Source organism: Actinoplanes sp. NPDC021490, assembly GCF_055562135.1.
In genome coordinates, this window is record NZ_JBVHFW010000011.1 from 126750 (window position 1) to 139320 (window position 12571).

Consider the following 12571-nt stretch of genomic DNA (forward strand, 5'->3'; position numbering starts at 1 on the left):
CTGTACGAACAGGGCCGCTACCTGCCCAACTACGTCGGTGGACGAGCCTTGGGACAACCTGTGGACATCCCGCCCGATCCTGTGGGTAGCCCTGTGCACAGCCTGTGTACAACTCCTGGGGACGGCTAAGGTTCTCCCTTGCCGAGCAGGGATTACGCAGTCCCCACCTGTGGAGGAGGAAAAACTCCTGCACAAGTGCGAAAAGGTGCCCGGCGTGAGCAAGCCGTCGCGCGGAGGCGTTGCGGTTCCGACGCGCGGAAGGCACGCTTTTCAGGTGGACCAACGGGAGTGGGACTACGGTGCCCGCATGTCGCGTGAGCGACGCGCGGCCGAGCCGCGTTCCTCCCGTAATCCGGATTCGCCCGATTTCGTCGAGCCTGACAGCAAATGGTCGTCGCTGACGGACACCGGCAGCCTGCAGCCCAGCGCCGAGGCCCTCGACTGGCAGCGCCGGGCCGACGCGTGGGCGCAGCAGGCCGAGCCCGATCCTCACCAGGCCGTCGAGCCAGCCAACCGCTGGTCCGAAGCGGCTTCCACGGGTCGCACCACGTTCCCCGCCGACGGCGTGGGCTGGCGCACCGAGACCGCCGAGTGGCGCGCGACCGGTGCCCGCTGGCGGCAGACCACCGAGTGGCGCTCGACCACGGGCACTCACGTCTGGCGTTCGACCACCGAGGCGTGGCAGACCGGCGGCAACGACTCCTATCCGCCCGCCGTCGAGACCCCGATGGCCCAGCCCGCGCTCTCGAGCACGGCCTGGTCGGACGACTCGCGCGAGGACACCCGGCCGGCCTGGCAGCAGTTCGCCGACTCGCCCGACGAGCCGAGCACGTCGTCGACCCCGAGTCGGCAGCAGTCGAAGCCGGGTGAGACGTCGTGGCAACAGCCTTCCCCCCGTACGCCGGCGGAAAGCTCCCCCTCATGGCAGCAGCTGGTCGAGCCCACGCCGCAGCAGCCGTCGTGGAACTCGCGGCCGTCCTGGCAACGTGACGCGATCGAGGGCTCGGCCACCTGGACCGATCTGACCGACCAGCGCTCGAAGCCCGCCGAGGACACGGGCAGCACCTGGCTGCGTTCCGAAGACCCACGCGACGACGGCCGCCACCTGGTGCGCGAGGACGATCGTGCCGCCTGGCGACGCGACCCGGGCGCCGGGTCACCCCCGGTGGGGCGCCGACGCGCTCCGGAGCCGGGTTCCGCTCCGTCCGGCGGTACGGGGTGGTCGAGCAGCCGCTCCGACGCCGACAACTGGGAAAACACCGACAACTGGGCTAGGCACACCGACACCGGCAGCATTCAGCTGTTCGGGGACACGCCCGCCCCGCCGTCGGACCCGCCCGGCTGGAGCACCACCGGCAGCGGTTTCGGCTCCCGCAATGTCAACCGTCGCGACGAGGGGCGCAGGCAACAACCCCCTTCCGCGTACGGAGAATCGCCCGCGTACGAGATGCCGCCCGCCGCGCCGTACGAGCCGCCGCCGCGTCCTCCTCGCCGCGACGACACGTCGGCCTCCCGCGCTCTCCCGTCCAGTTACGACGAGACGCCGCGCCCGCGATTCGGCGCCGAGGACGATCCCGCCCCGGGCGGCCGTCGCCAGCGCGCTCACCGTTACGCCGACGACGAGCCGGGCTACTCGACCGGCAGCCCCGGCTATCCCACCGGCAGCCCCGGCTATTCGACCGGCAGCCCGGGCTACCCGACGGGCGCCTCCGGCTATCCCACCAGCTCGGCCGCCGCCTACCCGCCGGCCGCCGAGCCTCGTGCCTCCCGGCGTGCCCGTCCCGAGCCGGACGAGACTGCCACGTTCAGCGCCGTCCCGATGCCGGCCCCGCCGCCCGCCCAGCGCAGCGCACCGCCGGCGGCCCCGCGCAGCGCACCCTCGTCGACCCCGCGCAGCGCGCCCCCGTCGGCCCAGCGCAGCGCACCTCCGGCCGCCCCTCGCAGCGCTCCCGCCGCCGCGCCCCGCAGTGGTCCGACCGGCGCCTCGACGGGCCGGGCGAAATACAAGGGCGGCAGCGACGACTGGCGTGACCAGACCGGTTCGTGGGAGGCCGAGCCCGACACCAGCAGCTGGGTCCGCGATCCGGACACCGGCCAGTGGAGCCGTTCCGAGGACGACCCGCGCATCCTGGCCTGGCGCCGTGAAGCCGACCGCCGCGAGGCGATGGGCGAGGCCCCGCGCGCTCTTTCGCCCCCGCCTCTCGGCACCCCGCAGCCCGACTCCCGTCCGGAACCGACGGGCGGCTGGCGCACGCCACCCCCACCGCTGCCCCCGGCGCCCGCGCCGCGCAGCGCAGCTCCGTATTCGGACGGCCCGTACGGCGCAGCGCCCACCAGCTCGACGCCCGGCACCGCACCCCGCAGCGCCATCCCCGCCCGCGGCTACCAGGACGACAGCCCATACGGCGCGACGCCGACCAGCGCGGCCCCCCGCGGCTACCAGGACGACAACCCGTACGGCGCAGCGCCGACGAGTTCCGTGCCCGGTCGTGGCCGCGACGACGACCGCTACGACCCGCCCCGCGGCGGGGGCTACGGCGCGGCTCCCACCGGCCGAGGCTACGACGAGCCCACCGGCCCGGTCTATCAGGAGCCGACCGGCCGCGGTTACCAGGAGCCTCCGCCCGGTCGCGGATATCCGGAGCCGCCCACCGGTCGGGGCTACGAAGAGCCGCCCGGCCGCGGATACGAGTCGCCCGGCCGCGAGATCGAATTGCCCGGCCGCGGAATGCAGTCGCCCCGCCGCGGATATCAGGAGCCGCCGCCGGCTCGCAGCTATGACGAGCCGACCGGCCGTGCGTATCGCGACGAGCCCGGCAACGCCCCGCGCAGCGGCACCGCCTACGGCAGCGCGAGCGCACCCCCGTACGGTGGCCGGCCTGCACTTCCGAGTGCGCCGCGCAGCGCGCCGGGCTATGGCGACGACGCGACGACGGTTTATCCCGCCGCCCCGGCCAGTGGCCTGCCCGGCGGCCCGATCAACGGCTGGTCCGCCTCGGCCTCGGCCCCGGTCAGCTCTCCGCGTAGCACTCCCGGCTACTCGGGCGCCGCCTCCGTGCCGGTCAGCTCGACCCCCGGATATCCGGGATCGGCTCCGGTCAGCGGAGTTCCGCAGGACGACCCGTACGGTGAGTCCCCGCGCTCCGGCCGCCGCCGCGCCGGCTCCGCCGAGCCGGTGAGCCCCGAGGTCTGGCAGCCCGGTTCGAGCCGGTCCGGCCGCCCCGACGAGGTCGCGCCGTGGACGCTGCGCGAGCAGGCCGACGCCGACGGTGACCCACCGGATGTCGCGCCGTGGGCGCTCGAGGAGCGCCGCGAACGCGCTCGGGGCAGCGCCGGCTACCGCGAGGGCCGCGATGCGGACTGGCGGCGCGACCTGGCCGACCAGAGCAATCTGGCCGAAGGCGAGTCCCGACGATTCGGCACCTCGGATTACGTGCCCTTTCGGGCCGGCGGCTCAGCCGCGGTCCAGGGACAATCAAACTTATCCACCACGTCGACGTCGCTGATCTCGGCGGTGCCGCGCGAGGGCGCGGCGGCACCCGCTCGCGGCGCCGCGAGCTGGAACGGTCCTTCGGGGGCATATGAACGTCGCCCCGTCACCGGCGCCTACCCGACGGGCCGGAAGAGCGACCTGCTCGATCCGGACGACGAGGAGGGCGAACAGGAGTCCGGCGGCCCGCTCGCCGCGGTCGGCTACACCGTCATCTGGTACGGCGTTCCGGTCGTCCTGTTCGTCGTTTACATGCTCGTCGTCGGCACCGGCGCCCAGGGTCACGCGCTGTCCACGCTGGCCAAGGCCGCCCCGCAGTTCCTGATCTCGCTGGTGCTGAGCGTCGTCGTGGCGATCGGCCTGCGTTTCGTCAGCCACTCGTGGAAGGCGATCAGCGTCGGCCTGGCCGCGGCCGTGGTCGGCGGCGGCCTCGCCACGGTTCTGACCTCAGCCATCACCGGCAACAGCCTCAGCTGACGGCTCCCGCCGGCCGGCCAGATGTCCGGGCGACGGACGCTGCACGCGGACTGCGGTCGCATCGACCGATCGGCTACGCCCAGGCGATGATCGGCTATCTCCATGTGCGACGGACCATCCGCGCCGCCTAGGAAGGAGCCATGACCAACGAGGTGACCGTCCCCCTGCTGCCCTGCGCGTCGATTGAGGACATCGAGGCCTTCTACCGGGTTCTCGGCTTCAGCACCACGTACAAGCAGCGCAAACCCAATCCCTGCGTGGCGCTGCAACGGGAGGACCTGAACCTGCAGTTCTTCGAGATTGCCGGGTTCGACCCGGAGCAGTCCTACGGCTCCTGTCTCGTGATCACCTCGGACGTCGCGGAATTGCACCGGGCTTTCGCCGCCGGCATGCGGACCGCGTACGGCAAAGTCCTGGTGTCCGGAATGCCGCGGATGACCCGGCCCAGGGCTCGAAAGAACGCGGACGGGCTGGGCGGGTTCAGCGTCATCGACCCGGGCGGCAACTGGATCCGCGTCTTCCAGAACCCCGCCACGATGCCCGCGCCGGCCCCCGCACCCGCCGGACGACTCGCCAAGGCGCTGGCCAACGCCGTCGTGCTGGCCGACTCCAAGGGTGACGCCGGGCAGGCCGCCCGCATTCTCGACAGCGCGCTGGCTCGCCCGCAGCCCGACGATGACCCGGTCACACACGTAGAGGTTCTGGTGTACCGCGCGGAACTGGCGACAACGCTGGATGACCGGGAGACCGCAACCCGGATGCTGGCCCGCGTCGAGCACATCGCACTGAATCCAGACGAGACCGAGAGGGCGGCACCGACCTTCGAGATCGCCGCCGACCTGGCAGCGGCGCTGCGATGATTCCGCGCCGTTAGGGCTGAGCCGCTGCCGTGATCGTCCGGCGCGACGACGCATCGCTCACAGACAGGAGGCGCGCCGAGATCTTTCGATCTCGACGCGCCTCCTGGTGCGTTCCGCTTCTTACTTGGCGGCGACGACGTTCACCGGGAACGTCGCGGTCACCTCGGGGTGAAGCTTGACCTGGACGTTGTACGCGCCCGTGGTCTTGATGTGGCCGGGCAGCTCGAGGCGGCGCCGGTCGAGGGACGGACCGCCGGCGGCCTTGACCGCGTCGACGATCTCGGCCGGGGTGATCGAGCCGAACAGCCGGCCGCCGTTGCCGGAGCGGGCGGTCAGCGTGACCTTCAGGTTGGACAGCTGGCCCTTGACCTCGTTGGCCTGGCCCAGGTCACGGATCTCACGGGCATCGCGGGCCCGCTTGATGACCGCGACCTGCTTCTCGCCGCCCTTGGTCCACTGGATCGCGAAGCCCTGCGGAAGCAGGTAGTTACGGCCGTAGCCGTTCTTGACCTCGACGATGTCGCCGGGGGTGCCGAGGCCCGACACCTCCTGGGTGAGGATGATCTTCATATCGGTGATCCTCCTCAGCGCGCCGTCGCCGTGTACGGCAGAAGCGCCATCTCACGGGCGTTCTTGACCGCGCGGGCGATCTGCCGCTGCTGCTGGGAGGTCACCCCGGTGACGCGGCGGGCACGGATCTTGCCCCGGTCGGAGATGAACTTCCGCAGCAGAGCGGTGTCCTTGTAGTCGATGTAGGTGATCCCGTCCTTGTCGAGCGGGTTCACCTTCTTCTTCGGCTTGCGAAGCGCCGCAGCCTTAGCCATTGCTCTTACTCCTGAACTCGGTAAGCCCTGGGTTTCAGAAAACCCGGAAGGCTAGAAGGGAGGCTCGTCGTCGAACGAGGAGTTGCCGCCGCCGCTACCGCCGGAGCGGTTGCTGCTGCTGCCGGAGGCCGGAGCCGCCGTCGCCCACGGGTCGTCGAAGTTGTTTGCTCCGCCGCCACCGCCACCATTGCTGGGCTGAGGCCGGTTGCCACCGCCACCACCGGAGGCGCCGAAGCCGCCACCGCCGCCACCGCCGCCGGAGCGGTTCATGCGCTGCACCTTCGCCGTGGCATACCGCAGCGACGGGCCGATCTCGTCGACCTCGAGCTCGTAGACGGTGCGCTTCTCGCCCTCGCGCGTCTCGTAAGACCGCTGGCGCAGCCGACCCTGCACGATCACCCGTGAGCCGCGCTGAAGCGACTCGGCGACGTGCTCGGCGGCGTCACGCCAGATGTTGCACGCAAGGAAGAGTGGCTCGCCGTCTTTCCACTCGCCCGACTGCCGGTCCAAGGTCCGCGGCGTCGAGGCGATGCGGAACTTGGCCACGGCCGCACCCGAAGGGGTGAAGCGCAGCTCCGGGTCGTCGGTCAGGTTCCCGACGACCGTGATGGTGGTTTCTCCTGCCATGATCTTCTCCTCGCCGCTTCGCTCGTTCGTTGGAGGTTGTCAGAACCCCCTGACAAAAACGAGGCTCAGCGGGTCTCGGGCCGGATGACCTTGGTACGCAGGATGGACTCGTTCAGCCGGAGCTGACGGTCCAGCTCGGCCACGGCCTCGGGCGTCGCCTGCAGGTCGACGACCGCGTAGATGCCTTCGGCCTTCTTGTTGATCTCGAACGAGAGCCGGCGACGGCCCCAGACGTCGAGTTTCTCCACCGAGCCACCCGCGGTCCTGATGACATTCAGGTACTGATCGAGCGAAGGGCCGACGAGGCGCTCCTCGAGCGAGGGATCGAGGATCACCATGAGTTCGTAATGACGCAAGACGTTCTCACCTCCTGTGGGCTTAACGGCCACGGTCTCTCCGTGGCAGGAGGTCTTGTGTCGCTCGCATGAGAAAGCCGTGGGACTTGACCCACGGCGGTCACATCGCGAACCGAGCAAGCATACCCGCGACGGTCGTGTGACCAAAAAGAAGGACCCCGCCTGCACGACGGGGTCCTTCCTGATGAAGCCGCGGGGCGCCCGATCCGCATTCGCTGGGTGGGACCTGGGGAGGAACGACCACACCGATGAGGTTGGACGGCCGCCCCGCGGAGCTTATGAAGGAGAAACTACGCCAATCCCGCCCTATTTGCACGTTGCGACACGATTGCCCGAATTGCGGCAACTGTGACTCCGACCACACATACGGCGGCGGTCAGCGCCAGCAGCCCGAGCGGGCTGCCACCCTCCCGCATCGGCTCGAGCGCCGCCACGGGCTCGGCCGCGGCGATCTGAGCGGGCGGAGCGGGGGGCACGGTCGGTGCGGCCGTTTCGGCGCCGACCGTCACAGGGTCCAGATCCAGCTTCGGTACGCCGGGAAGAAGAGTCTTCTCGCTCCCGGGTGGCATCCCGGCGAACGCGGGCGCCGCGCTGCCGGGCGTACCGGCCGGACTCTTAGTCTTGATCTTGGGACGCGGAGCGGCGCCGCCGTGAGGCATGCTCTGGGCGGCCGCGGTGGCCACCTGGGGGACGGCATCGGGCTGCGGGGACGTCGGCCGGGAAGAGTCCGGACGCCTGGTCGCGGACTTGTGGCGGGTGGGACGCTCGGCCGGCGCGGCCATCGAACCCGACGGGGGGCCGGAGGAGTCACCGGAATCGTCGGGCGTGAGCGACATCGGCTGCGGGTCGTCCGACGGCGACTGAGGGGACGGGCCGGGCAGCGTCGTCGCCGAGGCGGACGGCGAAGCTGTGATCACCACCGGCTCGGCCTCGTCACCGAGCGCGCAGTTGGGCTTGAGCGTCACCGAGGTCGACCCACGCCGGAAGATCACCTCGGTCGAGGAGTCGTCCGGCAGCGTGCCCTTCGAATCACGGCCCAGCAACAGGTCGGCGGCATACCCGGTCTGGTTGACGACCCGAATCGTGCTCTGCGCCGGAACGGTCATCGACTCGACGCTCGGACGCGACCGGCACGAGATGCCGAACATCCCGCCGCCCGAGAACGTCACCTGGTGGGCGCCCTCGGGCACCGGATCCGCGCTGGCCGTCCCGTTGGCCAGCATCGGCGCACCGAAGATGAGACCGCCCAGCACGATCGCCGTCACCCGTTGTCGGACCTGCCGCGACATGCACCATCTCCCACTTCGCACCGGCCGTGGCCGATATCGGTCAAACGTGATCAATGGAGCTAACGAGACCCGGCAAGGCGCGGTGACGCGTGGAGAAAAGTGTCGGGCGGTCGTCGTAGTCTCGTCCCATGCGCATCGGAGCCCATGTCGATCCCGCCGCCCCGCTCGAGGAGGCCACCGCCCGCGGCGCCGAGGCGGTGCAGTTCTTCCTGACCGACCCGCAGGGTTACAAGACCCCCAAGCCCCGCGAGGACGCCGAGGCGCTGCGGGCATCCGAGGTGGACGTCTACATCCACGCGCCCTACATCGTGAACGTCGCCTCGCCCAACAACCGCATCCGCATCCCGAGCCGCAAGCTGCTGGTGGCGCACGCCAAGGCCGCGGCCGAGCTGGGGGCCAAGGGGCTGATCGTGCACGGTGGCCACGTGGGCAAGGGTGAGGATCTGGCCGCCGGCATCGACAACTGGCGCAAGGCGTTCGAATACGCGGAGAACGACGGCGGCCTGCCGTTGCCGATCCTGATCGAGAACACGGCCGGCGGCGACAACGCTTGTGCGCGGCGCTTCGACGATCTGGCCCGGCTGTGGGACGCGGTGGGTTCGTTCGGCGCCGGCTTCTGCCTGGACACCTGCCATGCGTACGCGGGTGGGGAAGATCTGGTGGGCATCGTCGACCGGGTCAAGGCGATCACCGGGCGTATCGATCTGATCCACGCCAACGACTCCAAGGGCGCCTTCGACTCCGGGCAGGACAGGCACGACAACCTCGGCAATGGCAAGATCGACCCGGACCTGATCGTGGCGGCGATCCGGGCCGCCGGTGCGCCGGCCGTCGTCGAGACGCCGGGCGGCACCGAGGGACAGACAGCCGACATCGCGCTCCTGCGGGAGCGAACGGGTCGTTGACGCGCCGCACGGGGAGAGGCTCATGACTGCCGAGCAGCCGAAGCATCCGCCGCCCACCCGCGAGGCCCTGCGCCCGGCCGTCCCCGGCGGCGCCACACCTCGTTCGGCTCCGTCACCCGCCACACAGGGATCGCCGGCCGTCAAGGATTCCGGCGCCACCGCGGCGTCACCCGCCATCCCGGCGCAATCGGGTCCGCCCCGGCAAGAGAAAGTCTCGGCGCCACCAACCGCCGCAGCGCCACCAACGGCCGCGGCTGCCCTTTCCTCTCCGTCGCCCGCCGCAGCTGCCGCCTCGTCCGCGCCGACCGCCGCGGCGACTTCCGCTCCCGGCGTGACCCAGACGAAGACCGACCTTCCCAAGGTCAACGACGGTCCACAAAAGACCCGGGCCGAGCCGCTGCCTTCCGAGCGGCCGCCCGGCACACCGCCCGACCCGTGGAAGGCGTTCGCCACCACCTCGGAGCGCCCGCCCGGCCGGATCCGCCGGGGCACGCGCCGGTTCTTCCGATCGCTGGTGCACGAATACGCCGTGGTCGTTTACGGCGCCGTCCTGCTGGCTGTCGCTCTGACCTGGCCGACACTGCGCTACCCGATGCACACCCTTCCGCAGGACGTCTGGGACCCGTCCCGTCAGGCCTGGCAGATCGCCTGGGGCGGGCACACCCTGCTCACCGATCCGCCCCGCCTGTGGCAGTCCAACGCCTTCTTCCCGCTGACCGACAGCTTCGCGTACGGCAACAGCCTTCTGGGCTATGCCCCGTTCGGCATGATCGGTGAGGGTCCGGCGGCCGCGATCCTCCGCTACAACATCCTTTTCGTGCTGGCCCACGCCCTGCTCGCGATCGGCGGTTACGCCCTGGTTCGCCAGCTGGGCGCCGGTCGTACGGGAGCCGCCGTGGCCGCCGTTGCTTTCGCGTACGCACCGTGGCGCCTCGCCCAGGAGGGCCACCTCGACATCATCTCGGCCGGCGGCATCCCGCTCGCCCTGGCCATGCTCGCCCGCGGTCACGGCTGGTCGCTGCGTCGCGGCCTGCGCCCCCATCGCCGCAGCGCCAAGTGGGCCGCCGCCGGTTGGCTGGTCGCGATCTGGCAGGTCAGCCTCGGTTTCTCGCTCGGCGGCCCGTTCCTGATCGTGCTCGGCCTCATCCTGGTCGTGCTCCTCCTCGGGGTGCCGATCCGCCGCCTGCGCCGTCCCGCCGAGAGGCCCGTGCTCGGCTGGCGCCTGATGCTCACCGACACACTCGGCCCGCTGATCCTGGCCGGGGTCAGCGGCCTGATCGCCATTCCGTATTTCCGCGTCCCCGATTCCGGCCCGGCCGGCACCGAGATCGCCTTCTTCTCGCCGCCGCTACGCAGCCTGCTGATCGGCCCGGCCGAGTCGCGCATCTGGGGCGCCCCGCACGAGGTGCCACGCTCCTCGCTCGGCTGGCCGGCCGAGATGGGCCTGCTGCCCGGGTTCGTCCTCTATGCACTCGCGCTCGCCGGTCTGGCGTTCTCGATCTGGACGCTGCGACAGCGCCTGCTCCTGCTGACCGCCCTGGCCGCGACGATCGCTCTGACCCTGGGCACGAACTTCTACGAGGGCCGCTGGACCTATCTCCCGGTCTTCGGCCACCTCCCCGCCTCGCTCGGCCTGCGCATCCCCGGCCGGCTCATGCTCTGGGCCACCTTGCTGCTGGCCATCCTCGCGGCCGGGGCCGTGGCCGAGTTCGTGCGTCGCGCCGAACACGTCTCCGAACAACGCATTCCGCCCTGGCCGGGCCCGTGGCTGCGGCTGGCCACCTTCGTGCCGTTGATGCTGGTGCTGGTCGAAGGCTGGAACGCGACGGCCCACCCGATCGTCCCGGCCCAGCCCACGGCCATGCGCACGGTCAGCGGCCCGATGCTGGTGCTGCCGACCGCCGCCCTGACCGACCAGACCGTCATGCTGTGGTCGACCACGCGCTTCCAGCCCATGCTCAACGGCTCGGGCGGCTTCGGCGCGGCCCGCCAGGCCGAACTCCGCCGCAACGTCGAATCCTTCCCCGACGCCGCCAGCATCGAATATCTGCGCTCGCTCAACATCGACCGGGTCCTCCTGCTCCGCTCCCAGTCGGCCGGCACCCCCTGGGAACGCGCCGGCGACATCCCCGTGGACGCCCTGAACATCCGCCGCGAAGACCTGGACGACGCGGTCCTCTTCCACCTGCGCTGACAACCGCGCGGCGCCGCCGCGCGAGCTCCTCGTGGCCGGAATCTGCTTGATACCTCCGTTCTGCGCTGGCAGCGTCACCCCTCGTGCCGGAAGCCGAAGCATCGGAAGATCACGATCTCGAGCCGCCGCCCCGCCCGATGACGGCTTCGAGCACTGCCCCCGGACGGCCACTGCGCTCACCGGCGTTTCGCTGGTTCTTCGCCGGCCGCGCGATCTCGATGGCGGGCAGCTTCATGTCGCCGGTCGCGCTGTCCTTCGGCGTCCTGGAGATCACCGACAGCGGAGCCTGGCTGTCCGCCGTTCTGGCCGCCGCCGTGATCCCGATGGTCGCCACCATGCTCATCGGCGGTGGCATCGCCGACCGCTACCGCCGGGACACCGTGCTGCGCCTGACCAGCCTCGGCGCCGGCATCACCCAGGCCGGCGTCGCCGTCGTTCTGCTCACCCATCAGCGCCCCGGGCTGCTGTTGCCGCTTTCCGCCCTCAACGGCGTCCTTCAAGGACTGACTACGCCGGCCCTGCGCGGCATCCTCGCGAACCTCGTTCCCGCCCCCGGTCTGCAGCAGGCCGGCTCGCTGCTGGCTTCGGCCGGCAACATCGCCCGCATCTTCGGCCCAGGCGCGGCGGGCCTGTTGACCGCCTCGATCGGCGGCGGCTGGGCCATCGCCGTGGACGCGGCCTCTTTCCTGCTGGCCGCCGTCTGCTTCGCCAAGATCTCGCTACCCGACCTACCGCCGCGCTCCACGGACGACCCGACGATGCTCAGCGCGATGCGCGAGGGATGGACCTACTTCAGGTCGCACACGTGGATCTGGTCGGTGACCCTGGCCTTCGCCATCTTCAACGCCACCAACCTGGGCTTCTGGCAGGTTCTCGGCCCGGTGCTGACGAACGACACCGTCGGCCCCGAGGGCTGGGGTCTGATACTCGGCACCCGCGGAGCCGGAGCGCTGCTGGCCGGCATCGTGCTGGTGAAGTTGCCGATCATGCGGCGGCCGATGAGGCCGGCCCTGGCCTCCATGGCCCTGGCCACCCTCCCGCTGATCCTGCTCGGTTCCGGCGCCGATCTGGCCTGGCTGATGTTCTCCACGTTCGTCGCCGGCGTGGCCGCCGAGTTCTTCACCATCGTCTGGACAACAGTCACGAACACTCACATCCCGGAACGCCTGCTCTCCCGGGTCGGCGCCCACGACGAGTTCTGGTCGTTCCTGTCCCTGCCGGCCGGTCAGATCGCCGCGTCGGCCCTCGCCGCCGTAGCCGGCACCACCGCCGTGGCCTTAACCGGCGGCGGCCTGGCCGCGGCCGCCATGCTGGCGGCAGCTTTCGTCCCGGCCCTTCGCCACCTGGAGATCATCAGGCCGGCTCGCTGACATCCGCACGGCCCGGGCCGACACCGCAGCTCACCCACCGACGCCAAGAAAAGCGTGCGCCTCGGCGCAGCCGACGCCCGAGGCGGCGCAAGAAAAGTGGCAGCCCCCGCCCTGGCGCCGCCCACACCCGAACTGGCACAAGAAAACGGCAGCCCGGTGCGGCCGGTCCCCGGGCCGGC

The 12571-nt window shown here is 71.0% G+C and carries 10 protein-coding genes; 5 read left to right on the forward strand and 5 right to left on the reverse strand.

Annotated features, from left to right (window positions below; genetic code table 11):
* Positions 1 to 307: 307 nt before the first annotated feature.
* Positions 308 to 3967 carry a hypothetical protein gene (locus ACZ3I4_RS27285; protein WP_465384867.1) on the forward strand — a complete coding sequence of 1220 codons (3660 nt, stop codon included), beginning with the start codon at positions 308 to 310 and terminating at the stop codon, positions 3965 to 3967.
* A gap of 140 nt (positions 3968 to 4107) precedes the next feature.
* Complete coding sequence (locus ACZ3I4_RS27290) at positions 4108 to 4827, forward strand: VOC family protein (RefSeq protein ID WP_465384868.1); 720 nt, start codon at positions 4108 to 4110, stop codon at positions 4825 to 4827.
* A 120-nt stretch (positions 4828 to 4947) separates the two neighbouring features.
* Here the strand turns inward: ACZ3I4_RS27290 and rplI are convergent, their stop codons facing one another.
* From rplI to ACZ3I4_RS27315, 5 genes are all read right to left on the reverse strand, one after another.
* The gene (rplI, locus tag ACZ3I4_RS27295) at positions 4948 to 5397 is read right to left on the reverse strand and encodes a 50S ribosomal protein L9 (RefSeq protein ID WP_465384869.1); all 450 of its coding nucleotides are present in this window, start codon (positions 5395 to 5397) and stop codon (positions 4948 to 4950) included.
* Positions 5398 to 5411: 14 nt separating this feature from the next.
* A complete protein-coding gene (rpsR, locus tag ACZ3I4_RS27300; RefSeq protein ID WP_007073789.1) occupies positions 5412 to 5651 on the reverse strand; it encodes a 30S ribosomal protein S18 in 240 nt (79 codons plus the stop codon).
* Positions 5652 to 5702: 51 nt separating this feature from the next.
* Positions 5703 to 6278, reverse strand: coding sequence for a single-stranded DNA-binding protein (locus ACZ3I4_RS27305; RefSeq protein ID WP_465384870.1), 576 nt, complete (start codon positions 6276 to 6278; stop codon positions 5703 to 5705).
* A 65-nt stretch (positions 6279 to 6343) separates the two neighbouring features.
* Entirely contained in the window at positions 6344 to 6634 is a 291-nt protein-coding gene (gene rpsF / locus ACZ3I4_RS27310) for a 30S ribosomal protein S6 (protein WP_133873827.1), read from the reverse strand.
* A gap of 290 nt (positions 6635 to 6924) precedes the next feature.
* Complete coding sequence (locus tag ACZ3I4_RS27315) at positions 6925 to 7923, reverse strand: hypothetical protein (protein ID WP_465384871.1); 999 nt, start codon at positions 7921 to 7923, stop codon at positions 6925 to 6927.
* Positions 7924 to 8051: 128 nt separating this feature from the next.
* Between ACZ3I4_RS27315 and ACZ3I4_RS27320 the strand changes: the two genes are divergently transcribed.
* The 3 genes from ACZ3I4_RS27320 to ACZ3I4_RS27330 all read left to right on the forward strand — a co-directional run bounded on the left by ACZ3I4_RS27320 (position 8052) and on the right by ACZ3I4_RS27330 (position 12392).
* The gene (locus tag ACZ3I4_RS27320) at positions 8052 to 8828 is read left to right on the forward strand and encodes a deoxyribonuclease IV (protein WP_465384872.1); all 777 of its coding nucleotides are present in this window, start codon (positions 8052 to 8054) and stop codon (positions 8826 to 8828) included.
* A 22-nt stretch (positions 8829 to 8850) separates the two neighbouring features.
* Positions 8851 to 11022 carry a hypothetical protein gene (locus tag ACZ3I4_RS27325; RefSeq protein ID WP_465384873.1) on the forward strand — a complete coding sequence of 724 codons (2172 nt, stop codon included), beginning with the start codon at positions 8851 to 8853 and terminating at the stop codon, positions 11020 to 11022.
* Between the two features lie 83 nt (positions 11023 to 11105).
* The gene (locus ACZ3I4_RS27330) at positions 11106 to 12392 is read left to right on the forward strand and encodes an MFS transporter (protein WP_465384874.1); all 1287 of its coding nucleotides are present in this window, start codon (positions 11106 to 11108) and stop codon (positions 12390 to 12392) included.
* The last annotated feature ends 179 nt before the right edge of the window (positions 12393 to 12571 follow it).